This is a genomic window from Ruegeria sp. CJ6 (assembly GCF_056536665.1).
Genome location: NZ_JBQFQB010000002.1, coordinates 592,405 through 619,398 on the forward strand (window position 1 = coordinate 592,405; position 26,994 = coordinate 619,398).

Sequence of the window (26,994 nt, forward strand, 5' to 3'; positions counted from 1 at the left end):
ATTTCTGCAAGCTGTACCTCTGCAGTTTCCCATACATAATCCGGCACCGCTCGACCATGTTTATTCGTCGGCAAAGACTTAATACAACGGGTCTGTTTGGCACGAATTACCGCAGTACTAATAACTGGGCGGACCGTTTCCCTGTATTGCCCAGTGCCCAAAACGTCATGGGTGGTGGGATAACATGCAGACGATCCGTTTGATCAGAGTACCTTGCTGCTCATCAGCTTCGGATGCTGCTCACCTTTGCTTGCTTCGATCGAGGCATTGCGGATATGGCTGACCATCGCAATTGCAGGCCGGTTTTCATTCAATCCAAACCCGTTCCCGTTCAGAATCTCTTCGTAGCTTCGCGTGTGCAAGTCGGCAAATCCGCCCGAGAATTCGATCTCTTCCCCATCAATAGTGATGGAGCGATAGGTTCTGGCTCCGGTTTCTCGCGCCTCTGCCGGAACGTCATTTACGTCCAGCGACAAGAACCAACGGCACCGGGCGTGTTCAAACTCAAGATAGCCCGCGGCCTTGGTCGGGGCATTGAGATGCACATGGTTCGCCTGAAGATCTCCGAAGAGGAAGTGCAGCATGTCAAAGAAATGCACGCCGATGTTGGTGGCAATACCGCCAGATTTGCGGACATCCCCCTTCCAGCTCTCCAGATACCAACGTCCACGGGACGTGATGTAAGTCAGATCGACCTCGTACTTGGTATCCTTGGGGCTGTTTCGAATCTTGTCCCTCAGAGCAATGATCGAGGGATGTACGCGCAACTGCAGGATCGTGTTTACGGTCTGTCCAGTCGCTTGCTCAATCGCTTCCAGGCCATCGATATCCTCTGGGTTCAACACCAGCGGCTTCTCACAGATCGCATCGGCGCCAGAACGCAATGCAAACCGCATGTGGCTGTCGTGGAGGTAATTCGGCGAGCAGATCGAGACATAATCAATTTTGCCCGCTTCGCTGCGACGTAACATGTCAACATAGCGATCAAAACGCTCAAACTCTGTGAAAAAATGTGCATCGGGGAAGTGGCTATCGATAATCCCAACGGAGTCGCTTGTGTCCAGAGCAGCCAACAACGTGTTTCCGGTATCCGTTATCGCCTTCATGTGGCGCGGCGCGATGTATCCTGCGGTTCCTATTAGTGCGAAGTTGCTCATTCGGTGCGTCCCAAGTGCTCAAATTGTGCTACAGCGCTTCCAAGAATTTCTTTGGGAAGTCAATAGACGCAGGCATTTCAAGCATCGCCAATCACGCTGGAAACCCCCATCAACCTCTGTTAGAGCGGTTCGGAATTGTCAGAGCTAGATTGATCTTCGACCGATGTCAGACACCCGCCCCAAATCTCAAAAAACCGTTTTCTGTCTTACCTACCACGAGATAACGGCGGATGCGCGCGTTCTTAAAGAAGCGCGCGCGCTTCAAGCAGCGGGCCATAACGTACATATCTTCTGCGACTGGCCAGGGGGCTTGCCGCAAGAAGACAGCATCGATGGCATTCGGATCACTCGATTCAACTGGCAGTCTTGTGAGAACATCACTGAAAAATTGCTTGAACGTTTCTCGTTTATGGAGCGCACGTCCGCTCAAGTCGAGCAGCGTGTCGTACCGTATGTCGAATCCGCTATTCAGCTGAATTCTTTGAAAACCTGGTTGAAGACTTTCCTCACGGACGAAGACGTCCAAAAGCTTGACCCGATGTACTACAAAAACTTCGGCGGCGATGAAAGGCGGGCTAGAAAACTCGTACACAAGCGGCTGCTTTGGAAAACACGTCTTGGACTTGGATTCGGAAAAGGCCCGAAAAACCTCAAGTCATTTATGCTGATGGCCCGAAAAGTCAGAGAGAATTTCTTTGAACTTTATCAGTTGGAATCATTGATTTACGCAGAAAACATTTGCCACCTCAAATTTGATGAGATCCCTGATGTCATCCACGCTCATGATATATATTGTCTCCCAGCAGGCGTCGTACTTGCCAGGCAGTTCAACGCAAAACTTGTTTATGACGCCCATGAGTATGAGCCCGCGCGCGCTACAAAGAACCCGTCGAATGGATCGAACTTCGCCGAAAGCCTAGAAGACGATTGCCTCCCCTTCGTCGACTATATGATCACCGTATCGTCGTCCATCGCAGATTTGTATGCCAAACGCTTCAAAGATAGTCCGACACTTATCCTCAATGCTCCAGAGATAGATGTCGATTACATGGAGAGTCGTAATAAACAGGAGTTGGATCAGCTTTCAATCCGTGCTCAGGCAAACGTTGCTGACGGGTCGCCCTTGATTATTTTTACTGGCGGCATTCAAACGTCGCATCGTGGGCTAGATAAAGTCCTTGAGGCTCTGGTTCAACTTCCTGAGGTCAAGTTAGCTACGATGGGGCCACGAAACCATAGAAACGACAAGTGGTTCATGAGTGTCGCTCATGACTTAGGAGTGGATGATCGCGTTACCTTGCTTCCACCAGTGGCTGCTCCAGATGTACCCATAGCGATTAGTACCGCAGATGTTGCCGTCATTCCGATTCAAGATGCGTCATTAAGCTATCGGTTTGCAATGCCCAATAAGCTATTCGAAGCCGCGTTTGCAGGATTGCCGATCTGCGTCTCCGATCTTCCCGACATGCGCCGTTTTACAGAATCGCTCGGTTTGGGGCGAGCAATGGATGAAACCGACCCCCAGAGCATTGCTGAAGCTATTCGGGATGTCCTTGATCATCCTGAACGCTTTACGTTGAGCGCCGACAACAGAATGAAGCTTTGGGAGTCCTACAGCTGGCCCGCGCAAGCCAAGAAGTTGGCGGCGCTCTATGACGGTATTTAAGCTCGCGCGGCCAATATCTGTGCGATTTGTTGTGATGCGGTTCCATCACCATAGATTTTCACCTGATTTCCGGTAGTCCCTATCGTACTGACGGTTCCACCTTCGATATTCCCTTCCATGGGCGAATCGATACGATTCCAGCCGCTTTCATCAAGCTCAATTGACCCTGTTTCCGTTCTAATAGTGACGCAGGGGACGCCGTAGAGATACGCTTCTTTCTGCATTCCGCTAGAGCCCGTAGAAACCAGCACCGCATTGCTTTCTAGAGCGACCATATCCAAGTACCCGACTGGGTTTATCGTTTAGACATGTTCGAATTTACGACCGATTCCATTTATCCTTGCGGCAGTATGTTAATGAAATAGCAAGACAACCGGATTTTGTTTCGCAACCGCCTCCAGACCATCCACAATGCTTGTCAACGTTTCTAGCGAACCCGTATTTTTAGCTCTAAGGATCGTCGCGAGTATGAATCCCTTTGCGTCAACCCCAATGTCAGTCGAGATCGTTGATTTCTGCTTGGACTCACCTCGCAGATCGCGGCTCTGATGCAAACCAGTTCAGGGAGTCTTCACAAGACAAGGGGATACGCGCTGGCATTCCAGGCCGAAAGCAACAAAGTACAACTTCAAATACGACAAACGCAGATGCAAGCGGCAAAACCTCGTTGAAATCATGTTCAGCAGGCTCAAGGGCTGTAGACGCGGCGCAACGCGCTATGAAGGCTGCCCAAAGGTCTTTCTCGCAGACATCGCTCTCGCGGAAACCGTCATCTATTGGTTGAGGATCATGACCCTACTGAAATGGCCAAAATCTCTTACCACAATACAAGCATTGCCAAACTTATCGATTCAGAATGGGTTCTATTAAACAGCATAAGGCCGGTGCGCCTTAGCGGCGACCGGCCTTCTCCAATCAGAAATGTGCCGAATTGGAATTTGCGGGCTTGGCGACCGGAGGTGCAAAGCGGGTCAGGTCGATCCCTTCGACAGCGGCCTTGTACTCCTCGATTTTCGGAGTTCGCCCAAGGATGGCAGACAGTACAACTACTGGTGTGGAAGCCAGAAGGGATTCACCTTTCTTATCTTCCGAGTCTTCGACAACACGCCCTTGGAACAAGCGGGTAGATGTCGCCAGAACAGTATCACCTTTCTCAGCCTTTTCCTGATTACCCATGCAAAGGTTGCAGCCCGGACGCTCAAGATACAGCGTATTTTCGTATTCGGTTCGCGCTGATGTCTTGGGGAAAAGATCGTCGAATTCGAAACCGGAATATTCCTGAAGAATGCTCCACTCACCTTCTTCCTTTAACTCATCAACGATGTTGTAGGTTGGCGCCGCGACGACCAGAGGGGCCTTGAATTCAATCTTGCCCTCCTTCTTCTCAAGGTTCTTAAGCATCTGCGATACGATGATCAGATCACCCTTGTGGACCATGCAAGACCCGACAAATCCCAGATCCACTTTCTTTTCCCCTTTGTAGTAGGAAACAGGCCGGATCGTATCGTGCGTATAACGCTTGGAGACATCCGCGTTGTTCACATCAGGGTCGGCGATCATGGGCTCGTTGATCTCGTCCAGATCAACGACCAGCTCGGCAAAATACTCGGCATTTTCATCCGGCCTCAGGGCTGGAACTGCGCCGGATCTGATCTCGGCTATACGTGCGTCGGCTTTGTCGATCAGGCCTTGCAGGGTCCGTGCCTCATTCTCCATTCCCTTGTCGATCATGATCTGAATCCGACCTTTGGCGATTTCCAGTGACTCGATCAGGGTCTCGTCTTCGGAAATACAGATCGAAGCCTTCGCCTTCATCTCGGCCGTCCAGTCGGTGAAGGTAAAAGCCTGATCCGCCAGCAGGGTTCCGATATGAACTTCGATAATACGCCCTTGGAACACGTTATCGCCGAACGCCTTCAGCATCTGCGCCTGTGTCGCGTGGACCACGTCGCGGAAATCCATGTGATCGGCCATTTTGCCTTTGAACGTCACCTTCACGGATTCCGGAATGGGCATGGTTGCTTCGCCCGTGGCCAGTGCCAAGGCAACGGTGCCCGAATCCGCCCCGAAAGCCACACCTTTGGACATGCGCGTGTGCGAGTCGCCCCCAATGATGATGGCGCGATCATCCACGGTGATATCGTTCAGAACCTTGTGGATCACGTCGGTCATCGAGTGATATTCACCCTTGGGATCGCGCCCTGTGATCAGGCCGAAATTGTTCATAAACGCCATCAGTTTGGGGATGTTGGCTTGCGCCTTCTTGTCCCAGACCGAGGCGGTGTGGCAACCGGACTGATACGCACCATCGACGGTTGGAGAAATCACGGTCGCCGCCATCGCCTCAAGCTCTTGCGAGGTCATCAGGCCAGTGGTGTCCTGCGATCCTACGATGTTGACCTTGACCCGTACGTCCGACCCGGCGTGCAAGACCGTGCCTTCCGCTACTCCCAAAGCGTTGCGGTTAAAGATCTTTTCAACCGCGGTCAGGCCCTGCCCATCTCGGCTGATCTCTTTCGACGGCGCAAATGCAGACTTCAGCTCGACTCCCAGTGTCTGTGCTGCAAATGTTTGCAACTTCTTGCCGAACACTATGGCGTAGGATCCGCCGGCCTTCATGAACTCCTGCTTTTGCGGAGTGAAGGACGAGGCAATATCAACAAGCTCATTGGCGCCATCGGCGTCATAAAGCTTTTTGTCTTTCGTATTGATCGTGAGCACTGTCCCGGTTTCGACCGAGTACTTTTGCTCCAGGATAGGGCTGTCGTCATTGTTGAGGATCGGATTCCCCTCGGAATCGACTTTTTTGACCCAGTTTTTCAGATCGATACCAATCCCGCCCGTCACACCAACGGTGGTCAGAAAGATCGGAGAGATACCGTTCGTGCCGGCCACGATCGGGGCAATGTTTACGAATGGCACATATGGGCTGGCCTGCTTGCCTGTCCAAAGCGCAACGTTGTTGACACCCGACATCCGGGACGAGCCAACGCCCATTGTCCCTTTCTCAGCAATCAGCATCACGCGTTTATCTGGGTGCTGGCGCTGTAATTCTTGAATCTCATCTTGCGCTTGCTGCGAGATTAAGCACTTGCCATGCAGCTCCCGATCCGAGCGCGAGTGTGCCTGGTTGCCCGGCGAAAGCAAGTCAGTCGAAATATCGCCCTCGGCAGCGATATACGTGACAACTTTGATCTCTTCCTCGATATCGGGCAGCTTGGTAAAGAACTCGGCCCGCGCATAGCTTTCAAGAATGTCGCGTGCGACCGGATTTCCGGCAGAAAACGCCTCCTTCAAACGATCCGTATCAGCCTCATACAGGAAGACCTGTGTTTTCAGCACTTCGGCAGCCTGCCTTGCGATCTCGGGATCACCACCCAATGCCAGATCAAGAAGAACCTCAACCGAAGGACCGCCTTTCATGTGCGACAGCAGTTCAAAGGCAAAGGGTACTGAAATTTCGTCAACCAGCGCTTCGCCCAGAATGATCTCTTTCAAAAAACGTGCCTTCTCGCCAGCGGCGCTGGTCGTGCCGGGCAGCGTATTATAGATGAAATAGTTTAGAGAATCCGCACGATGCGCATGATCAACGTCCTTGATCTGCGTAACAAGCTCTTTGACAAGCGCGCCGTCATCAATCGGTTTCGGATGCAGACCCTGCGCTTTGCGGGCTTCAATTTCGTCGAGGTAGTTGGTGTAAAGGCTCATGGCTCGTTCCGGTATATGTGGCTCGATTAGCAGGGGCTTAAAGACGTTATGAACGCCCGAGGATCCTAATTGTATGCGGCGGTATACTAAATGACCGGAACTTGCAAGCCTTGCACCTGTGGCGCGATGTCCCGTCTAAAAGCAACACTTCACAAAGGATTTTGTGCCGGCAAATGATTTTCGATAAGTCCGCTATGTCCTTATCTGAACCCTGTTCCCGGACGATATGCATATAGACCGCCGAGATAATGAATAGCCATAAGGCGTAAACCGCCCCTGCTTCGAATTGCGTCAGGCAGTTGCTCGGGTCAGATAATCCTGAACCATGTCGCCAAAACTCTGTTCAACCGCAAACTCAAAACCAGCCTCGCAGCGCATCACAAGTGCTTTTAGGCCAAACAACTCGGAATAGGTTACTGCGTCTTCATCAAAAGCAGTGACATGCAGATCAAGCGGGCAGGCAATAGCCATCACTTCAGCGGCTTGGGGTCCGGCGACACTAAAGAAGGTAAGGGTGTCCGATATCCGCACTATACTGATGTCCGCAGGGCAATCCGTTGGTTTGAGCTGTGCTTCCAGTGCCTCTTCCAGTTCCAGCGAAGCACGTACAATCCAGTGATTGCGTCCAATGTGATATACCTCAAACGCTTCCTGCATCGCCCTTGTGTTGGGGCGGTTTGGCAGAGAAAATTCGGCCCAATTTTGAACAACCTCGGGATCCCCTTTGAGGTCAAACAGCGCATTCAGGGTTTGGCGTTCGATCTTGACGTCGTAGCTCATCTCAGGACCTCAGGCGCTGACCCTCGGGGTCATGGAATACAGGCTTTGTGATGGTCACCGGGATCACCTCGTCTTTCAGCCGAACATGCGCGGTTTGCCCGTGTCGCTCCTGCCCGTTCTTCAGCAACGCCAGGCCAACCCAGCGATTGTTGACGACGCTCCAGACGCAGGCGGTAACCAATCCTTCGGTCGCTTCTTTGCGACCTTCAGGCGTCAGTGGCGCGCCTTCGGGCACTTGCTTGTCAGGGTCTTCGGGCAAGATGCCGACCAATTCCCGGCGTTCCCCTACCGCTTCACGGCGCAAGTGGACCGAGCGCTTGCCTAGGTAGTCGGGCTTTTTCTTCGACATTGCCCAGCCCATGCCCAGGTCATAGGCGTCCACGGTACCATCGACCTCGTGCCCCAGCGAAAGAAAGCCTTTTTCCACACGCAAGACATGGCTGGATTCCGATCCTACAGGCAGGATACCAAGGGGTGCACCAGCCTCCATCACCTTGTCCCACAAGGCGGCCATGTGGCGTGGGGCAACGTTGACCTCATAGGATAGCTCACCGGTGAAGCTGACGCGCACAACCCGCGCAGGGAACCCCGCAACCGTACCGTCCCGGAACGACATGAAGGGGAATGCCTCGGGCGACAGATCGATATCCGTACACAGCGCGAGCATGACATCGCGCGCGCGGGGTCCACAAATGGTGGCGTTGTTCCACTGGCTTGTCACAGTTGTGATCATGACTTGCCAGTCAGGAAACTCGGTCTGAAGCAGCTTTTCCATGTGCTGGTTGACGGCGTCCGCGTGACCTGTTGAGGTCGAGATTATCCAGCGGTGCTGATCCAGCCGAAAGGCCACCCCGTCATCTATGATCAGACCGTCATCCGACAACATAAGACCATAGCGACCATCGCCGGGCTTCAGGCTGGACATGATGTTCGAATACAGAAAATCCAGAAAGCGCGGAGCATCGCGCCCTTTAAGCTCGAACGTGCCGAGCGGCGAACCGTCGTATACGCCAACGCCTTCACGCACCGCGCGGCATTCCCGGTTCACCGCCTCTTGCAGGCCCTCACCGGGTTTGGGAAAAAACCCCGGACGGCGCCATCGGGCACCAGCCTCATACATCACTGCGCCATAATCCTTGTTCCATTGGGTCACCGGCGTGTGCCGGTAGGGGAACAACACCGAGTCCTCACGCAGCCCCCCAATCGCACCGAATGAGACCGGCGTGTAGGGAGAGCGGAATGTCGTCGTGCCAACATCTTGCAATAGAACGCCCTTTTGCAGAGCAACGGTGCCAATAATGTTGATATTGCCCGTCTTGCCCTGATCTATGCCCATCCCGCCAGTGGTGTAGCGTTTGACATGTTCCACGTTGTCATATCCTTCACGCAGCGCCAGATGCACATCGCTGACCGCAACATCGTTCTGAATATCCAGGAATGCCTTTCCACGTTGCCCTGGCACATTTACGCGCCATAGCGGTTCAATCGAACAAGGCAGCTCTGAACCGTCATCGATGATCCGATCCAGTGTGAGATCCCCCGCCGCCGCGCCGACGGCCCGACAGGATTGAATCGGTTGATCGGGCAAAAACGCAGCGAGTTCTTCATCAAACCGAAGTGTGCTGCGGGACTGAGACCACAGGTGCACCGTCGGATTCCAACCGCCGGAATGAGCCAGCAAGTCGCAGTCGATCCAGGTGCCTGCGCCCCCGGACTTGGGAACGGCCTTGACAGCACGGATGCTTTTGTACCCTCGGATATCGGCGGCTACTGTTCCGGCATGGACAGTTATCCCCAACACCAGATCAAGAGCTTCCCTTGGAACCGTGTCGCGGCTATCGAGGATCGCGTTAACCGTTACCTCAGCTGCGACCAGATCGGCGGCCACTGCGTAAGCGCTGTTGTTGTTGGTGAACAGAACCACACTCTGACCGGGTGTCACGCCCCAACGATTAACATAGGCCTGCACGGATGAGGCCAACATGACGCCCGGCCTGTCATTATTGGCAAACACCATCGACCGTTCCGTGGCCCCGGTGGCAATCACCACCTCAGCAACACGGACCCGCCAGTTGCGTTCTAGAATGCTGGCCTGATCCGGCTCGCGTTCATTGACGATCACTAGGTTGTGTTCGCGATAGGCCCATACGGTCGCGTTCTGAAGATGGGTGACGTTTGCCATTTGGCTTAGTTCTTCAACCGCTTCGTCTACCCAATCCATCGCCGAACGCCCGCCAATGGTCAGGGTGCGGTTCAGGAGGCTGCCGCCCGCTTCGGTTCCCTCGTCTGCGAGGAAGACTCGCTTGCCTGCCAGACCAGCCTCAAGTGCAGCTTGCAGGCCGGCGGGACCTGCACCTGCAATCAAGACATCTGCATGAGCGTAGCGCGCTTCGAAATGCCCCGATGAAGGCGGTTGCGCAGGCGCTGCTGCCAGCCCCGCCGCCTTGCGGATGTATGGTTCAAACAGATGCCAGTTAGGCCATTTGAAAGTTTTGTAGTAGAAGCCCGCAGGAATAAAACGGCCAATCAATTGATTGATCCCGCCCAGATCAAACTCGGGCGATGGCCAGCAATTGACCGAGCGTGCATTCAGCCCTTCGCGCAATGGAACCGTGGTCGCTGGACGGTTGCCCGAGGCGTCCTCGCCTTCCAGCTCCACAAGGGTTCCCGGCTCTTCAGGCCCGTGTCCGACAATGCCGCGTGGGCGGTGGTACTTGAAACTACGGGCTGTTACTCGCACCCCGTTCGCCAGCAGGGCCGAGGCCAGAGTGTCCCCTTCGAACCCTTCGTAAGTTTTCCCATTGAACTGGAACGTCAGAGGGCGGCTTCGATCAACACGACCACCCACCGCGCGGCGATTAATCTGAGCCATCGGGCACCTCCACAATGTCATGTGTCACGGTATCCCGCCAGATTGTCAGCCACTCGCCGCAGCCCCGTGCGTGCCACCACCGCTCTTGCACAGGCCCCATCGGGTTGGGCGTTATGGTCAGGTATTCGACCCAATCAGCATCGCTGACGGCGTTGGTATCGGGTCGAGCAGCTCCGACCGGGCCGCCATAGACGAACTCGCTTTCATTGCGCTTGCCACAGAATGGGCAGGGGATGAGCATCATGATCCTGTCCCTTCCTATCTCGCCGTTGTGGTGCCGGCTTCCATCACAAACTCTAGATGGCGGAAGCGGTCCAAAGTGAACGAGGCCATCAGCGGATGCGGCTCGCCTTTGGCGACCAGATGCGCAAGCGTCAGTCCGCCCGCAGGAATGGCTTTGTATCCGCCCCACCAGCCAGCGGTCACGAACAGCCCCGGTACCTCAGTCTGATCCATGATGGGCGAGGCATCATGGGCAATATCAAGATGCCCACCCCATTGGCGCATTAGTTTGAGTTTCTTGAAGCTCGGGAAAAGCGACAGCATCGCGGTCACAGTGTCTTCGAACACATGTTGCTTGATGTCGCGACGAAAGCTTTGCCCCATATCAGGAGCGCCGCCGATCACCATCTCGCCCTTGTCAGACTGGCTGAAATAGAACCCACTGTCCGGGCAATTTACAATGACATCCACCAAGGGCTTCACTGGTTCGGACACAAAGGCCGTCAGGTTCATCGTGCGCAATGGCAGCTTGAGCCCCGCTGTCTCGGTCAATGTCGTGGTATGGCCCGATACGGCCACCACAACCTTTTTCGCCCGCACGGTGCCGCGATTGGTCTCGACACCTTCGATGCGCCCATCAGCGCCACGGATCAATGCTTGCACGGCGGTCTGCTGGTGCATCTCGACCCCCATCGCATCCGCCGCGCGGGCGTAGCCCCAGGCCACCGCATCATGCCGGTTTACACCCGCATCTGTGTGGACCATGCCGCAGATGATCGGCAGTCGCGCATCTGGCCCACCGCCTGTCAGAGCAGGTATGCGTTTGCGCAATTCGTCTGTCGTGATCTGTTCATATGTCGAGCCATAGATGTCCATGACCAATTGCCGACGCCGCAACTCTCGCAGTTTGGGCCAGGTCTGCACCACATCCACCATGGTGCGATTGGAATGCATCATGTTGAAGTTCAACTCATGCGTCAGCCGTTCGTACATCTCGACGGATTTGACGTAGAACGGGATCGATTCGTCACGCATGTAATTTGACCGAATCGTAACCGTATTGCGCGCTATGTTTCCGCCACCCAACCAGCCCCGTTCCAGTACGGCGACGTCGGTTATGCCAAACTCTTTGGCCAGATAATAAGCCGTGGCCAGCCCGTGACCCCCTGCCCCGATCACCACGACTTCGTATTGATCTTTGAGCGGAGGGCTTCGCCAAGCCCGAGCCCAGTTTTTGTGGCCCGAAAGTGCGTTTCGCGCGAGTGAGAATGCCGAATATTTTTGCATAGCAATCATAATATTTACTAAAAATAATCTATCATCAATAAATATATTTACCGTTAAGCAAAAATTCTTGGGTAAACAATGATCTCGGGTACTATGGGACGTGTCCTTCTGAATTGAACAGTTTCATTGGAATCTTGCTGGCAAATGGTCGGCCCGTTCCCGTCAGCCATGCTTCATCTTAAACTGCCGTAGCCCACCCGTTCTCTAGCTCCAAGCAGACCTTGTCGCTTTACGCCTGATTTCGAAGCGGATCGCACCAAATATGACATATTCCACCATGAACAAATGGAACCCGGCGATGCCCTGGCCTTCGATGGAATGACTGTGCATTCGGCGATGGGCAACCGCACCTCGACCCGTCGCAGGCGTGGATGTGCGGTACGTTTTGCCGTTGAAGGTGCCACCTATGAACCGCGCGATAGCGTTACTGAATGGCTGCATGATGACGACCTGAAACCGGGTGCTCCCTTTGCCGGTGGGCGCTTCCCTGTCATCTATAGCAACACCTAAGATAAGGGGCCGGGAACTGGCCCATGTTCAGGTTTCAGGCTTGCCGAATTGCACCCTCTGGCACAGCGGCCTCGGCCTCGATGGCTCGGTCGAGCACGCGTCGGTATGTTTTTGCCCCGGCATCCAAACCTAGATCAATATGCGGTGTCTGAGCGTTTTTCATGCCCTTGTGCACTTTTTCCAGCACATCTTTGTCTTCAAGAAACGCCATCCGCGCACCATCATTCATGAATTTCGAAACCTCGGCATTGTCCGGATCAGAGTTGCGATGCTGGAACCAGAAATACCTGGTCTGATCCTCGTTGATTGGCGTCATGAAGTTGTAAGAGATGTTGATGAATGTCTCATCGACAGGATCTTTGTCATATCCACCCGTGCCAACCGGGGTATAGATGGACTTATTCAACCCGATTGCAGGCATGCACATTTCGTAATGCTGCAAGCGGTCGCAATCGCCGTCGAACGAGACCAGTTTGGCATAGTAAGGCGATGGTGGTTTGTTTTCGATCCAGCGCGAGACAATCACGCCGCGATCTGTCTTTTTGACGTCCAGAGGCTCTTCATCCGTTCCCGCGCCGGCGAATGACGAGACATGTACCCAGGCCACATGGCTGGGATCAAGCAGGTTGTCGCAAACCCAAAGATAATGGCAATCGATATCCATCACCCCGCCATCGGTCAGGCCCCAGCTCGTGTCATCAAAGTTTTCGATTGGGAAAATCAGGTCCGGATCAGCCAGTTCAGGATCGCCCATCCAGATCCAGAGCAGGCGATAGCGGTCGACAACTGGATAAGACTTCACCACCGCGCGCCGAGGCGTCATCCCCCGCTGCGTTGGGCTGTCCGTACATTTGCCCGAACAATCGAATGTCAGCCCGTGGTAGCCGCATTCGACCAGATCCCCTTTCAGATTGCCATCGGATAGCGGGAGCTTGCGATGCGGGCAGGCATTCTCAAGCGCAACGGGCGTCCCATCCTGCTGACGATAGAGCACAATGTTCTCACCCAGATATGTCTCAGCCTTCAGTTCACGCCCGATATCCTTGCTCCAGGCGGCAACATACCAGCAATTTCTGAGGTACATGGTTTGCTCTCCAATTTGATCAGTTGGCTTAGCGCCATTATGGCAGCGTCAGTGCAATACACCATTCTGGATTTGTAATGATACATATAAGGCAAGCTAATTCGGCAGCATTACCGACGGGGGCAGATCGGGCTGCGAAGCAACTTCGGCCTTGATCCAGTTCAGGAACTCGCTGACTTTTTGGCTGTCTTTGCTATCAGGGCGCCGGACGAGCCAATAGGAAAGTGGCGATTGGGTCAGTTGCTGAAACGGTCGCACCAGACGGCCATCGCACAACGCATCAATAACCAGCGGTTCGCGCCCAAGCGCCACCCCCAGCCCCTCAATCGCTGCCTGTATGACCATGTTTGATTGGCCCAATCGGCGCGTGCGCACTCCAGACGGCAATGTCAGATTGGTTTGCCGCGCCCAGAACTCCCATGTTGGGCTGGACGTACCATGGTGCAGATTTTCATCTACCAGCAGTGTGTGCTGTGACAAATCTTCAATGCGCTTCAGTTCAGGCAACAGCGCGGGCGCGCAAACGGGAAACAGCCTTTCCCGCATAAGCAAATCCACTTCAAACCCGGGATATTCACCAAGACCATATCGAATGCCGATATCGGAATCTGCGCCGGAAAACGGATAGTATCCCGTATCCGTCGCGATCGAAATAGACAGGTCCGGGTGGGCCAAATCAAAGTGCAGGAGCCTTGGAAACAGCCAGTTGAATGCAAACCCCGGCAAACATGAAATCACGATGGTCCGGTCCGCACGCGTTCGATCGCGAAGTTGCGCACACACATCTGAAATGCGCCCCAACCCATCCGAGATTGCCTGCGCCAATTGCTCACCTTCGCGGGTAGGTCGCGATTGCCGCGCACCGCGCACCAGCAAATCCCGCCCAAGCCATTCTTCGAGCGATCTGACGTGCTGGCTGACGGCACTTTGGCTGACCCCCAGTTCCTCGGCGGCGGGTGAAAAGCCGGAATGGCGTACAACTGCCTCAAAGGCTCGCAGCGCGGAGTATGGCAGATTCAAGATCATATTAGTCATCCTAATGTCAGCCATTATCACTTTCAAATGGATTGCCGGCGGCCTTAGGCCGTAAGTTGATAATGTCAAGTAATCAGGAGATGTCGATGTCCGACATGACGCCAGAGCGGGGCGCTTACAATCTGCTGGTCAATTGCGCCCGCGCGGCGGCGGGTGAAAGGCTGCTGATTGCCTATGAACCTGCAGAGTTTGGATATTTCGACGCCGACAGCGTGAATGTTGTCAGTCAGGCGGCCTGTCAACTTGGGCTGGGGGTCGACACGATTGATGTGGGCTTCAATCCGGACAATCCGCAATTATCGCCCGATCTGCTTGCCCGGTTCGAAGCGGCAGACATCATTCTATTTCTGGCCCGTCTTGGGGATCAGTTGCGGTTCTCGGACATGCCGCAGGGTAAGAAAGTCATCGTTAGCTTCGCTTTAACCAAAGAAATGCTGGGATCTGGTTTCTCCAACGGCCACCACGATGCGTTCATGGAGCTTAAGGCCGATATCAACGCGGTCTTGGACGCGGCCAGCGAGGTGCGGATCACTTGCCCTTTGGGCACTGACGTAAGCGGTCGGCCAGTGATGAACCTGCAACCCTCGGGCGACACCTCGATCCTGCGTTTTCCGATGTCAGTCTTTACCCCGGTTCCTGCCCACAGTTTCTCGGGCCGTGTCGCGATCAGTTTTCTGACGGGAACGGGGTCGAAGTATTACGATGACTACACCATCGAATTCGACCGCCCTGTCTTTGCGATGATGGAGAATGGACGGCTGCAGCGTTTTGACGGCGATCCCGCCAACGCCGCACGGGCCGAGGCGCATTATGACCGGGTAGCCAACCAGTTGGGAATTGATCGCAATTTCGTGCACTCTTGGCATGCAGGTATCCATCCGGGCTGCGGCTACCCCTGGGATATGCGCGAAAACTATGAACGCTGGGGCGGCTCCGCTTTCGGAAATCCACGCATCCTGCATTTCCACACCTGCGGGGCGTACGCCCCCGGTGAAATCAGCTGGAACGTTATTGATCCTTCCATCGAAATCGATGGCGTAACTTATTGGAACCACGGTACATTCCATGCCGAACGGTTGCCTTGCGGCCAATCAATCCTAGATCGGCACCCTTGCGCGGCCGCCCTGTTCGCCCATCCCGATCCGGATATCGGTCTGCGTGCAGTTGGCTGATCAATAGCGGCTTGATCGAATCACGAGCTGTGGAAATACTCTTAGATAATAGGGTCTGTTCGAGTTGGCCCTATGGTGCGGAGCACTCCCGTCTCCGGTGCCGGAATATGCGCAGAGGGCAAGACCCCCGCTCCGGCAAAATCATGGAAATCACATGTCAAAAGCTATCGTCACGCCGCTGACTCAGGCTCTGGCCGAAGGAAAACTGACACGCGAAGAGCTTAAAGGATTCATGCAACGCTCGAACGGGCCCGGATTGCGCCATTTGGCGCTTTGGTTTCTGGTTCTGGCCTGCACGACAACGCTGATCACTCTAGCCTGGAACAGCTGGCTGATCTGGCCCGCGATGTTCCTGCAAGGCACCGTTCTGGTGCACCATTTCTCACTGCAACATGAATGTGTGCACTATACTGTGTTTCGCACCCGTTGGCTGAATGATCTGGTTGGCCAGATTTGCGGGCTGATCATTATCCTGCCGCATCGGTTCTTTCGGTATGAGCATTGCGATCACCATACCTATACCCAACTGACTGGCGAAGACCCCGAACTGATCCCGCTACCCAAAACGCTTGGCGAGTATCTTCTGTATCTGTCCGCCTTGCCCTACTGGCGCGCCAAGTTTACCGAGCTGTTTCGCCATGCATTTGGCAAACTCAGTGCGGCAGAACTGCGCTTTATTCCCAAGGAAGAACACCAATCGGTCTATTGGGACGCGCGTCGTATGCTTGCCATCTACGCGGTTGTCTTTGTTGCTATGGCGATCACCGGGTGGTGGGGCCTGATCTGGTACTGGATCATACCATTGTTTCTGGGCGAGCCCGTGATGCGATTTGTGCGCATGACCGAACATGTTGGGCGGCCAACCGTGGCTCAGATGTCAGAGAATACACGCACCAATCTGGTGTCAAAGCCGATGTCATTTTTATGCTGGAATATGAACTATCATGCCGAACATCACTATGTCGCCTCAGTTCCCTTTCACGCTCTGCCCCGTCTGCATGAGAAGTTAAAGGATCATATCTTCGTCGAGAAAGGTGGATATCTGGCTGCGCATCGCGACATTCTGCGGCAGATCATGCAACGCAAAGCCGAGGCCTGAGAGATGGTGGCAGACAAATCTTGGCGCGATGTGATCGAGGCATCGAAGCTGGAAGAAAACTGGGTCACGCGGGTTCAGATCGGGCCGAGATTGATTGCAGTTTATGATACACCCAGCGGTGTCTATGCCTCGCTGGCATTGTGCAACCATGGTGGGGCTGATCTGTGTGACGGCTATTTTGATGGGCATGTTATCGAATGCCCATTGCACCAGGGCGCGTTCGATGTGCGTGATGGCAAGCCCGTTTCAGCGCCTGCGACCCGAGCAATGCGGGTCTTTGAGACACGGATTCAGGATGGAATGGTTCAGGTCCGAATGTGACCTGAACCTAGCGCTTGTCAGATCGTTTCTCTAGCCGCGCAAAGATGCGGCTGAGGCCGAAGCAGACGACAAAATAGAATGCAGCCGTTGTGATCCATGCCTCAAAAATCATCCGGGACGAAGCGACCAACTCGACGGTCTTGTAGGTCAGTTCCTGAACCGAGATCAGCGACAGGATTGAGCTGTCCTTGATCAATGAGATGAACTGGTTCGCTAACGGTGGCACAACCTTTTTCATCGCCTGCGGGAGAACGACATAGCGCAATTCCTGTATGCGGCTCATACCGATCGAGCGTGCAGCTTCGCGCTGACCTTTCGGGATCGACTGGATACCTGCTCGGACAATTTCGCCGACAAATGCGCTTTCAAACAGCGCCAGAACGATGACACCTGAGACAAGCGACGGAAAGCGCCGCATCTCACCAAAGAAAAATGTCCAGATCTGGTTGTCTTCCTGCCGCGCAATTCCACGCGCCCAGCGTTCAAGGTTTAGTGCGTCGATCAGTTGCTGCGAAAGGAAGAAAAAGAAAATAAAGACAACAACAACCGGTGGCACATTACGCAGAAATTCAAGATAAGTGCGTGCCAGCATGCGTATGGTCAGGTTCGCAGAACAGCGCGCGATCCCCAGAATCGTACCCAGAATGAGCGCCAAAATGCCGGAATAAATGCTGATACGAACCGTCGCCACCAAGCCTTGCAGCAATAGATTGGCAAAATACTCTTCTCGCCCAGTATGCCAGCCGACGATGTAGCTGGGGATCAATTCCCACCGCCACTTATAGTTCAGCGTGCCTTCGATCGACAGCCAGATATATCCGAAGAAGGCGATCAATACCGCCACGATCAGATAATCCGGCCATCTGAGTTTTCTAAGAAATTCAGGCACCTGGGCGCTCCGCTTCAGGCCCGAGGGCGGCTGATCCGCCCCCGGCTAATTGGTTATTGGGCAACCTGGTCTGCCCACTCTTCAGTTGCGAACCAATAGTTGTGACGCTCTTCCAACCAACCCGACCGCCAGTTCTGAGCGATCCAATTGTTGAAAAAGTTCATGGCATCCGGATCGCCCTTGCGTACTCCGAACGCTTCGCCACGCGGATCATACAGGTTATCGAACGGAACGGTCAGAGTTTCCGGATGGCGACCGGCCTCGCGGTTCGGCGTAGGTTGAGCCGCCATCGAAGCATGCGCGTTTCCGTTTAGCACTTCTTGCGTTGATGCACCGTCTTCATCAAACAACAGCAGCGTCGCGTTGGGGAAGTTTTCCGCGATCACCGTAGCTGGTGTCGCCCCGCGACGAGCGGCAAAGGTGACCTCAGGTTTATTGAAATCTTCCAAAGACATACCATCGGTCAACTGTTTGTTAGCCATAATAGCCAGGCCCGAATACGCGTAAGGATCGGTGAAGTTGATCGTCAAGTTTCGCTGCGCAGTCACCGACATGCCCGAGATGATCACGTCGAAATTGCCGGATACGAGCGCCGGGATGATGCCATCCCAGGCGGTCGGTACAAACTCGACCTCTACACCCATATCCTCGGCCAGCTTGCGACCGACATCCAGTTCGAACCCGATCAGATCACCATTCTTGTCGCGCATCGACCACGGCACGAACAGCGACAGACCAATCCGGATCACTCCATCCTGTTTGATCGTTTCAATCACACTTTCGCGGGACAGTTCCTGAGTCGCACTTTGCGCCCAGCCTGAGGTCGCCATGCCTGTTGCCACGACCGCGCCCAGGGCCGCCCCGAGCATTCTGCGAGATAGCTTCATCTTGGTTCTCCTTGTTGTCCGGTTAAGTTCTTGTGGTTATTGGTCGACGGCATATTTCTTCTCCAGATAGCTAACGCCAATCGACAGGATCAGGGTCACCACCAGATAGACCAGCGCGATAGTGAACCAGATTTCAAAACTCATATACGTGTCGGATATAATGTTGCGCCCGAAGGTGGTGAGTTCGGCCACGGCAATGACGCTGACAATAGCCGAGGATTTGATCAAGTGGACGACCTCGCCCGTCATGGGCGGTAGCATAAAGCGAACAGATTGCGGCAGAATTATATATCTGTAGGTCTGATAGGGGGTCATACCGATAGACTTGGCCGCCTCCCACTGACCAGATGGGATGGCGTTGATCCCCGCCCGTAGGATTTCTGAAATCAAGGCTGAATGAAACACCGCCAAAGTCAGGATGCTGGCGGTATATCGATCAAATCCAAAGATAGGACCCAGGACATAATAGAACAGGTAAAGCAGAACCAGCAGAGGGATATTGCGGATCAGTTCAAGGTAGGCAACCGCGACAGCAGTGCCAACTACCAAGCCGGACAAGCGCAGTAACGCCACTAGCAACCCGATAGCTGTGGCCAGCAGAAACGAGGTAACTGACAGCTTGATCGTGGCAACCAGTCCGATGGGGATTTCGCCCCACTCGAACCCAATCTCGGTGTTGCGGTACAGGAATTGGGGCACGCGATACCACTGCCAATTATAGCCCATACCCTGCGCGCCAACATATGACCCGTAGGCGATCAACCCGACAATAACCGCATAGATCACGACGGACACTAACACCGAGCCAAAGAACCGCTTGTATAGTGGCGGCTTCGGCAGCGCTTGCCCGCGTCCCTGTGATATGCCCAGATCGGTCACGTTAGTGTTCCAATATCTGGTTCAGGAATAGACGGCAGCGCTCGCTTGACGGGTTGGTGAAGAACTGATCGGGCGGCGAGATTTCAACGATCTGCCCCGCCTCCATAAAGACCATCGTGTCGGCGACCTTGCGCGCAAACCCCATCTCATGCGTGACAACCACCATGGTCATGCCCGTATCGGCCAGTTCAACCATCACATCCAGCACCTCGTTGATCATTTCGGGATCAAGCGCGGATGTTGGTTCATCAAATAGCATGATCCGTGTTTCCATGCACAAGGACCGCGCGATAGCGACGCGCTGTTGCTGCCCCCCCGACAATTGCGCCGGGTACTTATCGGCCTGCTCAGGAATATGAACGCGGTCGAGATAATTGCGCGCGGTTTCCTCGGCCTGCGCCTTGGATAGCTTGCGCACCTTCATCGGTCCGATCATCAGGTTTTCAAGCACAGTCAGGTGCGGAAACAAGTTGAACTGCTGGAAGACCATGCCGACTTCCTGTCGCAGTTCACGGATTTCCTTGGCACCTTCATAGACTTCGATCCCATCGATCACGAGACGCCCGGAATTATGCCACTCTAACCCGTTGAAACAGCGGATCAGGGTGGACTTTCCCGATCCGGACGGGCCGCAGATTACCACCTTCTCACCTTGATGAACGGTCAGATCGATGTTCTTGAGCGCATGGAAAGTCCCATAGAACTTATCCAGATTGGTCACTTCGATCATGGGGGAGAGCTGTGTCATACCGAACCTGTCAAGATGCGGATCAGCTGGCGCCGCTGATCTATGACGCTGTGGTAGTGCGATCGCAACATGAGGTCATGCACGCATGCGCACGAAGTCATTCGCGGCGATTCAGGCAGAGTGGAGAGATCTGGCAAAGCTTCAGAATCCTCAAATTCGTTGCGCGCTGTTCAATATGGTTGCTTAATGTGCAATATTCGTCAATAAAAAACTCAGCCGAACGGCACACGCCGCGAAAATAGAAACAGAAAACACGAGAGGAAACGTGAATGTCCGCCTGGATTCGGATGATATCTGACGAAGATGCCGACGAGCACCTGAGAGCGACTCTGGATCTGGCGCGCACACCACACGGGACCGTGGACAACGTGATGCGCGTGCATTCACTGCGTCCCAACACCATGAAAGGTCACGTCATTCTGTATCGCGCGTGCCTGCACGATGAAGCCAATTCCATACCCATGTGGTTTCAGGAAGTCATCAGCTCTTACGTATCGACGTTGAACACCTGCCCCTATTCTTATGCCAACCATTGGGCAAACGCCCGACATCTGATCGGTGACGACCCACGCGCCGACGCAATCGAGGCCGCGTTAAAGGCCCATCGTCCGCAGGACGCATTTGAAGGTGCGCAGTTGGCCGCGCTGATCTATGCGCAAAAGCTGACCCTGTCGCCGGGTGCAATGGAGGAATCCGAAGTTCGCGCATTGAAAGATGCCGGCTGGGAAGACGGAGAGATTCTCGAGATCAACCAGATCGTCGGATATTTCAATTATGCCAACCGATTGCTGAATGGTCTGGGTGTCACAACGGAAGGGGACGTGGTGGGCTACTACGCCGAGGATTGACGGATTGAATCATGCACGATGACACGCCGGGAAGACAGATTGATCGCGCTATTGGTGCCTCGCTCAGGGAGCTGCGCCAAAGCCGCAAGCAATCCGCCCGTCGGTTGGCAGAACAGTCTGGTATCTCAGCTGCTATGGTCAGCCGTATCGAAAACGGGTTGGTCTCTCCGTCAATCGATACGCTGGCTGCACTTGCCGAGGCGTTGGAAGTGCCAATCGTATCGCTGTTTCGCGAAGCGCGAACAGACCACACCGACTATACGCTGGTTCGCCATGGCGAAGGACTAAAGTCTACGCGGCTGGCGGGTGGTCATTCGCACGAATACGTCAACCTTGCGCTGCATTCCCGGAAGGACCTGCGCTTTCAGGCCCGTCGTGTCACGTTGTTGCGCGACGAGGGGCAGCCACCCACTTATGTCGGCCATGGCGTCGTGTTTGTTCAGGTTCTCGAAGGGCAGGCCATCTATCGGTATGGCGAGGCCCGATTTACTCTTTCAGCAGGAGACAGCATCAGCGTCGATGCAGAGCTGAATCACGGCTTCGAAGAAGTCCTAACGCCAGAGTTCGTATTCCTGACCGTTCAGGCCGAACGTCCGTAGTGGCCAGTTGATATGGCCATCCCAACTGAAATTGATCTGACGCGCGGGCCAATCTCGACCCATTTCCGAACCCTGGCGATCCCGGGCGCAATCGGGATGTTGTTCAACACTCTCTACAACGTTGTCGACATGTTCTTCGCCGGCCTTCTCTCGACCAGCGCACAGGCTGGATTGGCATTAGGGTTTCAGGCTTTTTTCATTGCCATTTCGGTCGGGGTCGGGTTGGGTGCCGCGATGAGCGCGCTGGTCGGCAACGCGTTAGGCGCTGGAGACACTCGCGCAGCGCGGCGTTTTGCAGCACAGGGAATGATCTATGGTTTCATTGCAGCCTGTGTCCTGGCGGCGGCGGGTCTCTGGTACGGCCCTGCGCTGATAAATCTGGTTTCGGAACCGGGACCTTATCGCGATGCAGGTTTACGTTATTTCCACTGGCTCCTATTGGCCTTGCCCGGATTTCTACTGGCCTTCGGTTGCAATGGCATTCTTCAGGCACATGGTGACGCGGTATCGATGCAACGCGCCCTCATGGTGGCGTTTTTTGCCAATATCGGTCTGAACCCCCTCTTGATCTACGGCATTCCGGGTATGATCCCGGGCATCGGATTTGATGGCCTCGCTGTATCGACGGTGATCAGCCAGACCGGTGTGATGGTGTTTCTGATCCGTCAGGTCCTCAGACGCCGCAGGATGAGGCGCATGCGCCCCCGAAACTTCATTCCGCGCCTACAGAAGTTCAAGGAGATCTCGGTTCAGGTACTTCCCACAGCGACATCTTTCTTCGTGATGCTGCTGTCAGGTTTCGTCATGCAGTTCGCCCTGAAAATCTTTGGAGAGCACGCAATCGCTGGCTTTGGCATTGCCATTCGGCTTGAGCAGATTTTGCTTTTGCCGGTGCTGGGGGTCACGGGGGCACTGCTACCCATCGCGTCCCAGAATTTCGGTGCCCGCGACTATGAAAGGGTACGCGAGGCACTGTTTTATTGCTGGAAAGTCGGGTTCATCATGACCGCCATCGCAGCCCCCATATTGTGGATTTTTGGCCGCCTTATGATGGGCTTTTTCACCGACGATCCCGAAGTGATCCGCGTCGGACTTAGCTATCTACGTGTCGATAGTCTGATCCTCCCGGTCTACATGATGCTTTTTTCCATCAACTCGCTATTGCAAGCCTTGAAGCGACCGATCTGGACCGTGTGGATCAGCCTATATCGTCAAGGATTTGGCGTCGCCTTTTTTGTCTGGATTTTCGTCGGCCTGCTCGGTTTTAACGAAATTGGTGTCTGGTTCGGCACCGCAGGTGCCGTGGTGACTGGCTGGATGATCGCATTGCTGATGACGTCCCATGTGGCTCAAAAAGAGCTGGGCGGGCTTTGGCTCAGGACGAGAACCGATCTGGGCTGAAGGCTTCTATATCGATGTCCGGTGATCTGCCAGCAATTACATCTGCGATTATCCGCGCCGTCGTCGCGCCTAGTGTCAGGCCAAGCTGTCCGTGACCCGTCGCAAAGGCGACGTTAGCCAGTCGCCTGCTGCGGCCAATGATCGGACGTGTGTCCGGTGTAAACGGGCGGCGACCCATCCGGCGTTCCGCACTATCGGTCTTCAAACCCGGTAATACGCGGCATGCACGCCTGACCAGCACATCGGCTCGGTTCCAATTCGGCTGCGCGTTCAGGTCGGCAAATTCTGCGGTACCGGCCACTGCCAGCGCCTGCTGATACGGTGTAATGCCAAACCCGCCTTTGGCATAAAACACTGTATGGCGGAGCTCGACCCCGCTATCTTTCAACGCAGTCGAATATCCGATCACCCCTTCCATCCTCAGTTGAACGCCCAGCGTCTTGGCCAAGATTCTAGACGGCGTTCCCGCAGCGATGACGAAATCATCTGCGCTGATCGATCGCCCATCGCTCAGCTTCACGCTTTTCACATGTTGTCCGTCCTGCGTAAAACCGATTGCTCTTCCTGCCACGACAGCCCCGCCGCGGCTGCTAAAACTCTGCGTCAGCGTTTCAACCAATACCTTAGGGTCCGTCACAAAACTCCAGTCTCTAAGCAAAGCTGCATGTTTGAAATCAGATGCTATTGCAGGATCGATTTCATGCGCTTCCTGACCTGTAACTTGATCAATCGTGCAGCCCAACTCACGCGCCAACTCAAAAGCTGGGCGCATGGTCGCAAGGTCATTGTCGTCGTCAAACAACTTGATTACCGGCCGTTCGACCAAAACCTCAGGATGGCCTACATCTAAAAGCTGAGCCTTGAAATCCGCTGTTGCAGCAAACGTAAGTCTTGCCAGATCGGAGGCGATTGCACGCATTTTCGAGCGACGCGCATTGGCGGTAAACCGTGCAAACCACGGCAGCAGCTTCACTGCTGAAGCCGGGCGCAGTGTCAACGGGGCCTCGGCATCCAGCAACCAGCCCGGCACTTTCATCAGCATCCCCGGCTGCGACAACGGCACGATCTCACCCACTGCGATACACCCGCAGGAAGCCCAACTCGCGCCCTCACCAACCGGACCCGGTTCTACGACGGTGACCTCGTGGCCCTGCGACTGCAATGTCAGCGCACAGGATATTCCGACGATGCCGCCGCCAATTACAACCACCCGTGCCATTACTGGGACCCCTACAGAAGTTCGCGAAGTTGCTTCATCAAGTCCGCCGTGACGCGAACACCATCCGCTTCGGCGGCAGCACGGTTCTTCAAGCGGCCATCTCCGGGAACGCGGGCATCCCCGTTACCTTCAATCTCAGCGCAGATGCGTTGGACATAGCCTTCAAATGCGGCATTCCCGAAACGCGCCGGATCAATCGCGATCAACGTTGAGCCGCCCTTGATATTCAAGGCACCGTGCGCTTCGCGGTTGGCATTGTCCACGGACAATGTTCCACCGGCCAGTGCCGCGCCAAGAACTTCGATCAGGAAGGCGATCGCCGCGCCTTTGTGCTCGCCAAACGGCAACAGACTGCGGGTCTCCAAAATCGCGTTGGGATCGCTGGTTGGCTGACCGTTCGGGTCAAGCCCCGCAGGGCGCGGCAATTCGTGCCCTTCAGCCGCGGCCATCCGGATGTCCATCAGCGCAACCATTGACGAGGCCTGATCCCATACAACCGGCGCACGACCCGGTCGCGGGCAAGCAAAGGACATCGGATTGGTGCCAAAAACAGGGCGGGTGCCGCCTTGCGGCACCACCATCGAGAGCGAGTTCACAACACCTAGCGCTACCAGCCCAGCGTCCGCCAGCGGACCTGTATCGAAACGTAGTGCCCCCAGATGGTGGCAATTGGCACAAGTAAACGCGGCAATACCATTCGCGCGCGCCATTTCAATAAGCTCGTCTCGAGCTTTGGCGGCCACGATCTGGTAATAGCCATTGTCACCATCTCCGCGCAGAACCCCCGGTGCGATCCGTTCGACACTCGGGTCGGCCTCGGGGTTGGCATATCCCGAAGAAAAGCTCTGCGCATAAACAGGTAACATCCTTAACCCATGGCTACGCGGGCCGTCGCGCTCGCTCATCCGCACAAGCCCGGCCAGAACCGTGCTGCCATGTTCATCCATGCCTGCAGCCACAAGGACAGATTTTGCCAATTCCTCTACATCGTCGAGTGAGAGAGCGATCGTCGAGTTATCGGCCATGTGCCTAATCCTGTCGTTGGTTGAGGAAACGGGCACATAAGTGCCCGCTTGCAGATCTGTTTAGGCGCTGTATTCCACCCGCTTCTTAGCGACGAATTCATCCAACGCCCCGCGCTGATCGTCCGGCATTGGTGGCTGGACGTAGGTGTTCAGCATACGCTGCGCCTCTTCCGTGCCAACGGTTTCTGCGGTTTTAGCACCTTCTGCTTCCCACTGTTCAAAACTGTCATTGTTTTGCAAGTGGTTCATATGCATTGGGTTTTCGCGCGTGTGGTCAGTACCAAGGAAGTGCCCACCCGGTCCGATTTTGTCAATGTCGCCCAGCAACGTGTCCAGATTTTCCTCTTGCAGGCCGCTGAAGAAACGGTGGAAGTTTTCCAACTGCAACGCGTCCTGCACCCATTTTGAGTAGCTGACCCCAAGCGCGCCTTCAAGGAAGCCTGCTGAGTGTACGATGTAGTTTGCGCCACCCAGCAGCACCGGCCACATGGTGTTTGCGGTGTCGAACGCAGCCTGCATATCCGGGGATTTCGATCCGGTCCACATGGTACAGGTCCGCCATGGCACACCATAAAACCGAGCCATCTGACCCACCAGAAGGTTCATCAGCCCTGGTTCGGGCGAACCCATCATCGGTGCACCTGTCTTCATCGAAACGCCCATGATTGCTACCCCCAGCACCATCGGGGCTCCGCGCCGGATGATCTGGCTGTAGGCCATACCGGCCAGAGATTCTGCAATCAGCAGCGCGACACCACCCTGCGGGCTTGCAGGTGTGCTCGCCCCGGCAAGAACAAAGGGCGACAGCAGGCAGGGCTGGTTGGCGGCGGCATAGACGCGTAGGCTCTGCAACATGGTCTCATCCCAGACCAACGGTGTGTTGCAGTTCAGCAGGGCTGCCATCACCACATTGTTGTCAACAAACTCCTCACCAAACACGATGCGAGTCATCTCTACCGAGTCCAACGCTGCCTGTTCGGATAGAACTGAACCCTTGATAGGTTTGTCGGTCAGCGTCAGTGCGGCATGAACCAGCTCCAGGTGGCGTTGCGGGACGGGTACGTCCTGCGGCTCGACCGGCAAAATACCCGGCACCATCATCGACTGACTCATCTGACTGAGTTTGAAGAAGTTATGCGCATCCTCCAGCATCGAAGGGCGGCGCACACCATCCAGACCATAGACAAATGGCGCGCCATACGCATTGGCAAAGACCGAATGCCGATTGCCCACCCGCAGCGAGCGTTCCGGGTTGCGCGCGGCATAGCCCCATTCCGAGGGAACGGCCGAGATCAGGTCCATCAGCATCTCGCGTCCGATGCGCACCCGCTCACCCTGCACATCCGCACCGTACTTCTTCCAATCCGCTAATGCCACCGGATCGCGGAACTCAATCCCTGTGGTTTCAAGTATAGTCATGGCCGCATTGTGGATTTTCTCAACGCCTTCGGGACCAAGCAGATCAATCGGGCCAACTTTGCGGTTCAGCGTCGACAAGTAGACAGGGGGCGGGTTGGTACGAGCCTTGACCCGCGCGGCACGTCCACCGCCACGGCCCGAGCGTGCTTTGACTTCTGCCATCTCAA

At 55.0% G+C, this 26,994-nt stretch carries 24 protein-coding genes and 1 pseudogene; 9 read left to right on the top strand and 16 right to left on the bottom strand.

Features of this window, described 5'->3' with window-relative positions; all coding sequences use genetic code 11:
* Positions 1 to 203: 203 nt before the first annotated feature.
* A complete protein-coding gene (locus ACR0BT_RS08320; protein ID WP_170393871.1) occupies positions 204 to 1,157 on the bottom strand; it encodes a Gfo/Idh/MocA family protein in 954 nt (317 codons plus the stop codon).
* 163 nt (positions 1,158 to 1,320) lie between these two features.
* Between ACR0BT_RS08320 and ACR0BT_RS08325 the strand changes: the two genes are divergently transcribed.
* Positions 1,321 to 2,823 carry a glycosyltransferase family 4 protein gene (locus tag ACR0BT_RS08325; protein ID WP_480762923.1) on the top strand — a complete coding sequence of 501 codons (1,503 nt, stop codon included), beginning with the start codon at positions 1,321 to 1,323 and terminating at the stop codon, positions 2,821 to 2,823.
* Here the strand turns inward: ACR0BT_RS08325 and ACR0BT_RS08330 are convergent.
* Positions 2,820 to 3,122, bottom strand: coding sequence for a UDP-N-acetylglucosamine 2-epimerase (locus ACR0BT_RS08330; RefSeq protein WP_480763038.1), 303 nt, complete (start codon positions 3,120 to 3,122; stop codon positions 2,820 to 2,822). The two genes, ACR0BT_RS08325 and ACR0BT_RS08330, sit on opposite strands and share 4 nt — an antisense overlap.
* A gap of 230 nt (positions 3,123 to 3,352) precedes the next feature.
* Here ACR0BT_RS08330 and ACR0BT_RS08335 point away from each other — a divergent pair.
* Positions 3,353 to 3,606, top strand: a pseudogene (locus tag ACR0BT_RS08335) (transposase); the annotation flags it as partial.
* Between the two features lie 132 nt (positions 3,607 to 3,738).
* On the opposite strand, the gene ACR0BT_RS08340 reads toward ACR0BT_RS08335, so the two are convergent.
* The 5 genes from ACR0BT_RS08340 to ACR0BT_RS08360 all read right to left on the bottom strand — a co-directional run bounded on the left by ACR0BT_RS08340 (position 3,739) and on the right by ACR0BT_RS08360 (position 11,692).
* Positions 3,739 to 6,531, bottom strand: coding sequence for a bifunctional aconitate hydratase 2/2-methylisocitrate dehydratase (locus tag ACR0BT_RS08340; RefSeq protein ID WP_480762924.1), 2,793 nt, complete (start codon positions 6,529 to 6,531; stop codon positions 3,739 to 3,741).
* A 291-nt stretch (positions 6,532 to 6,822) separates the two neighbouring features.
* The gene (locus ACR0BT_RS08345; protein ID WP_170393861.1) at positions 6,823 to 7,311 is read right to left on the bottom strand and encodes an aminomethyltransferase family protein; all 489 of its coding nucleotides are present in this window, start codon (positions 7,309 to 7,311) and stop codon (positions 6,823 to 6,825) included.
* Position 7,312: 1 nt separating this feature from the next.
* Positions 7,313 to 10,183, bottom strand: coding sequence for a 2Fe-2S iron-sulfur cluster-binding protein (locus ACR0BT_RS08350; RefSeq protein ID WP_480762925.1), 2,871 nt, complete (start codon positions 10,181 to 10,183; stop codon positions 7,313 to 7,315).
* Entirely contained in the window at positions 10,170 to 10,427 is a 258-nt protein-coding gene (locus tag ACR0BT_RS08355; RefSeq protein ID WP_170393857.1) for a sarcosine oxidase subunit delta, read from the bottom strand. The genes ACR0BT_RS08350 and ACR0BT_RS08355 overlap by 14 nt, the downstream gene beginning before the upstream one ends.
* Before the next feature lie 14 nt (positions 10,428 to 10,441).
* A complete protein-coding gene (locus ACR0BT_RS08360; RefSeq protein WP_480762926.1) occupies positions 10,442 to 11,692 on the bottom strand; it encodes an FAD-dependent oxidoreductase in 1,251 nt (416 codons plus the stop codon).
* Between the two features lie 267 nt (positions 11,693 to 11,959).
* Here ACR0BT_RS08360 and ACR0BT_RS08365 point away from each other — a divergent pair, with 267 nt between their 5' ends.
* Positions 11,960 to 12,202: a phytanoyl-CoA dioxygenase family protein gene (locus ACR0BT_RS08365; RefSeq protein WP_480763039.1), complete on the top strand. Its 243-nt coding sequence runs from the start codon at positions 11,960 to 11,962 to the stop codon at positions 12,200 to 12,202.
* 34 nt (positions 12,203 to 12,236) lie between these two features.
* Here ACR0BT_RS08365 and ACR0BT_RS08370 read toward each other — a convergent pair whose 3' ends face one another.
* The gene (locus tag ACR0BT_RS08370; protein ID WP_170422580.1) at positions 12,237 to 13,286 is read right to left on the bottom strand and encodes an aromatic ring-hydroxylating dioxygenase subunit alpha; all 1,050 of its coding nucleotides are present in this window, start codon (positions 13,284 to 13,286) and stop codon (positions 12,237 to 12,239) included.
* Between the two features lie 96 nt (positions 13,287 to 13,382).
* On the bottom strand, positions 13,383 to 14,312 hold the full coding sequence (locus ACR0BT_RS08375) for a LysR substrate-binding domain-containing protein (RefSeq protein WP_170407021.1): 930 nt from the start codon (positions 14,310 to 14,312) through the stop codon (positions 13,383 to 13,385).
* A 71-nt stretch (positions 14,313 to 14,383) separates the two neighbouring features.
* Here ACR0BT_RS08375 and ACR0BT_RS08380 point away from each other — a divergent pair, with 71 nt between their 5' ends.
* From ACR0BT_RS08380 to ACR0BT_RS08390, 3 genes are all read left to right on the top strand, one after another.
* Positions 14,384 to 15,493, top strand: a complete 1,110-nt coding sequence (locus ACR0BT_RS08380) for a hypothetical protein (protein ID WP_480762927.1) — start codon at positions 14,384 to 14,386, stop codon at positions 15,491 to 15,493.
* Positions 15,494 to 15,647: 154 nt separating this feature from the next.
* On the top strand, positions 15,648 to 16,592 hold the full coding sequence (locus tag ACR0BT_RS08385; protein ID WP_480762928.1) for a fatty acid desaturase family protein: 945 nt from the start codon (positions 15,648 to 15,650) through the stop codon (positions 16,590 to 16,592).
* A 3-nt stretch (positions 16,593 to 16,595) separates the two neighbouring features.
* Positions 16,596 to 16,913: a non-heme iron oxygenase ferredoxin subunit gene (locus ACR0BT_RS08390; RefSeq protein ID WP_170407016.1), complete on the top strand. Its 318-nt coding sequence runs from the start codon at positions 16,596 to 16,598 to the stop codon at positions 16,911 to 16,913.
* Between the two features lie 7 nt (positions 16,914 to 16,920).
* Here ACR0BT_RS08390 and ACR0BT_RS08395 read toward each other — a convergent pair whose 3' ends face one another.
* The 4 genes from ACR0BT_RS08395 to ACR0BT_RS08410 are packed head-to-tail and all read right to left on the bottom strand — an operon-like array spanning position 16,921 to position 20,316.
* Positions 16,921 to 17,802, bottom strand: coding sequence for an amino acid ABC transporter permease (locus ACR0BT_RS08395; protein WP_170646825.1), 882 nt, complete (start codon positions 17,800 to 17,802; stop codon positions 16,921 to 16,923).
* A gap of 53 nt (positions 17,803 to 17,855) precedes the next feature.
* Entirely contained in the window at positions 17,856 to 18,689 is an 834-nt protein-coding gene (locus tag ACR0BT_RS08400) for a transporter substrate-binding domain-containing protein (protein ID WP_170393843.1), read from the bottom strand.
* 36 nt (positions 18,690 to 18,725) lie between these two features.
* Positions 18,726 to 19,568 carry an amino acid ABC transporter permease gene (locus ACR0BT_RS08405; RefSeq protein WP_170393841.1) on the bottom strand — a complete coding sequence of 281 codons (843 nt, stop codon included), beginning with the start codon at positions 19,566 to 19,568 and terminating at the stop codon, positions 18,726 to 18,728.
* 1 nt (position 19,569) lies between these two features.
* Complete coding sequence (locus tag ACR0BT_RS08410) at positions 19,570 to 20,316, bottom strand: amino acid ABC transporter ATP-binding protein (protein WP_304621969.1); 747 nt, start codon at positions 20,314 to 20,316, stop codon at positions 19,570 to 19,572.
* 269 nt (positions 20,317 to 20,585) lie between these two features.
* Here ACR0BT_RS08410 and ACR0BT_RS08415 point away from each other — a divergent pair, with 269 nt between their 5' ends.
* Genes ACR0BT_RS08415 through ACR0BT_RS08425 form a run of 3 tightly spaced genes read left to right on the top strand, consistent with a single transcriptional unit; the run spans position 20,586 to position 23,164 of the window.
* Positions 20,586 to 21,164: a carboxymuconolactone decarboxylase family protein gene (locus tag ACR0BT_RS08415; RefSeq protein ID WP_480762929.1), complete on the top strand. Its 579-nt coding sequence runs from the start codon at positions 20,586 to 20,588 to the stop codon at positions 21,162 to 21,164.
* An 11-nt stretch (positions 21,165 to 21,175) separates the two neighbouring features.
* Positions 21,176 to 21,763: a helix-turn-helix transcriptional regulator gene (locus tag ACR0BT_RS08420; protein ID WP_170393837.1), complete on the top strand. Its 588-nt coding sequence runs from the start codon at positions 21,176 to 21,178 to the stop codon at positions 21,761 to 21,763.
* Positions 21,764 to 21,775: 12 nt separating this feature from the next.
* Positions 21,776 to 23,164 carry an MATE family efflux transporter gene (locus ACR0BT_RS08425; protein ID WP_480762930.1) on the top strand — a complete coding sequence of 463 codons (1,389 nt, stop codon included), beginning with the start codon at positions 21,776 to 21,778 and terminating at the stop codon, positions 23,162 to 23,164.
* Here ACR0BT_RS08425 and ACR0BT_RS08430 read toward each other — a convergent pair.
* From ACR0BT_RS08430 to ACR0BT_RS08440, 3 genes are read right to left on the bottom strand one after another with little or no spacing between them, the layout of a single operon-like run.
* Complete coding sequence (locus ACR0BT_RS08430) at positions 23,139 to 24,383, bottom strand: NAD(P)/FAD-dependent oxidoreductase (RefSeq protein ID WP_480762931.1); 1,245 nt, start codon at positions 24,381 to 24,383, stop codon at positions 23,139 to 23,141. The genes ACR0BT_RS08425 and ACR0BT_RS08430 overlap by 26 nt on opposite strands.
* Before the next feature lie 11 nt (positions 24,384 to 24,394).
* Entirely contained in the window at positions 24,395 to 25,408 is a 1,014-nt protein-coding gene (locus tag ACR0BT_RS08435) for an Ldh family oxidoreductase (RefSeq protein ID WP_480762932.1), read from the bottom strand.
* A gap of 60 nt (positions 25,409 to 25,468) precedes the next feature.
* Positions 25,469 to 26,989, bottom strand: a complete 1,521-nt coding sequence (locus ACR0BT_RS08440; RefSeq protein WP_170393827.1) for a trimethylamine methyltransferase family protein — start codon at positions 26,987 to 26,989, stop codon at positions 25,469 to 25,471.
* Between the last annotated feature and the right edge of the window lie 5 nt (positions 26,990 to 26,994).

What these genes read in the sequence shown, in the direction of transcription:
- ACR0BT_RS08320 (WP_170393871.1), bottom strand. Translation starts at nt 1,157, where the DNA reads ATGAGCAACTTCGCACTAATAGGAACCGCAGGATACATCGCGCCGCGC.
- ACR0BT_RS08325 (WP_480762923.1), top strand. Translation starts at nt 1,321, where the DNA reads ATGTCAGACACCCGCCCCAAATCTCAAAAAACCGTTTTCTGTCTTACC.
- ACR0BT_RS08340 (WP_480762924.1), bottom strand. Translation starts at nt 6,531, where the DNA reads ATGAGCCTTTACACCAACTACCTCGACGAAATTGAAGCCCGCAAAGCG.
- ACR0BT_RS08345 (WP_170393861.1), bottom strand. Translation starts at nt 7,311, where the DNA reads ATGAGCTACGACGTCAAGATCGAACGCCAAACCCTGAATGCGCTGTTT.
- ACR0BT_RS08350 (WP_480762925.1), bottom strand. Translation starts at nt 10,183, where the DNA reads ATGGCTCAGATTAATCGCCGCGCGGTGGGTGGTCGTGTTGATCGAAGC.
- ACR0BT_RS08355 (WP_170393857.1), bottom strand. Translation starts at nt 10,427, where the DNA reads ATGATGCTCATCCCCTGCCCATTCTGTGGCAAGCGCAATGAAAGCGAG.
- ACR0BT_RS08360 (WP_480762926.1), bottom strand. Translation starts at nt 11,692, where the DNA reads ATGCAAAAATATTCGGCATTCTCACTCGCGCGAAACGCACTTTCGGGC.
- ACR0BT_RS08370 (WP_170422580.1), bottom strand. Translation starts at nt 13,286, where the DNA reads ATGTACCTCAGAAATTGCTGGTATGTTGCCGCCTGGAGCAAGGATATC.
- ACR0BT_RS08375 (WP_170407021.1), bottom strand. Translation starts at nt 14,312, where the DNA reads ATGATCTTGAATCTGCCATACTCCGCGCTGCGAGCCTTTGAGGCAGTT.
- ACR0BT_RS08380 (WP_480762927.1), top strand. Translation starts at nt 14,384, where the DNA reads ATGTCAAGTAATCAGGAGATGTCGATGTCCGACATGACGCCAGAGCGG.
- ACR0BT_RS08385 (WP_480762928.1), top strand. Translation starts at nt 15,648, where the DNA reads ATGTCAAAAGCTATCGTCACGCCGCTGACTCAGGCTCTGGCCGAAGGA.
- ACR0BT_RS08390 (WP_170407016.1), top strand. Translation starts at nt 16,596, where the DNA reads ATGGTGGCAGACAAATCTTGGCGCGATGTGATCGAGGCATCGAAGCTG.
- ACR0BT_RS08400 (WP_170393843.1), bottom strand. Translation starts at nt 18,689, where the DNA reads ATGAAGCTATCTCGCAGAATGCTCGGGGCGGCCCTGGGCGCGGTCGTG.
- ACR0BT_RS08410 (WP_304621969.1), bottom strand. Translation starts at nt 20,316, where the DNA reads ATGACACAGCTCTCCCCCATGATCGAAGTGACCAATCTGGATAAGTTC.
- ACR0BT_RS08415 (WP_480762929.1), top strand. Translation starts at nt 20,586, where the DNA reads ATGTCCGCCTGGATTCGGATGATATCTGACGAAGATGCCGACGAGCAC.
- ACR0BT_RS08420 (WP_170393837.1), top strand. Translation starts at nt 21,176, where the DNA reads ATGCACGATGACACGCCGGGAAGACAGATTGATCGCGCTATTGGTGCC.
- ACR0BT_RS08425 (WP_480762930.1), top strand. Translation starts at nt 21,776, where the DNA reads ATGGCCATCCCAACTGAAATTGATCTGACGCGCGGGCCAATCTCGACC.
- ACR0BT_RS08430 (WP_480762931.1), bottom strand. Translation starts at nt 24,383, where the DNA reads ATGGCACGGGTGGTTGTAATTGGCGGCGGCATCGTCGGAATATCCTGT.
- ACR0BT_RS08435 (WP_480762932.1), bottom strand. Translation starts at nt 25,408, where the DNA reads ATGGCCGATAACTCGACGATCGCTCTCTCACTCGACGATGTAGAGGAA.
- ACR0BT_RS08440 (WP_170393827.1), bottom strand. Translation starts at nt 26,989, where the DNA reads ATGGCAGAAGTCAAAGCACGCTCGGGCCGTGGCGGTGGACGTGCCGCG.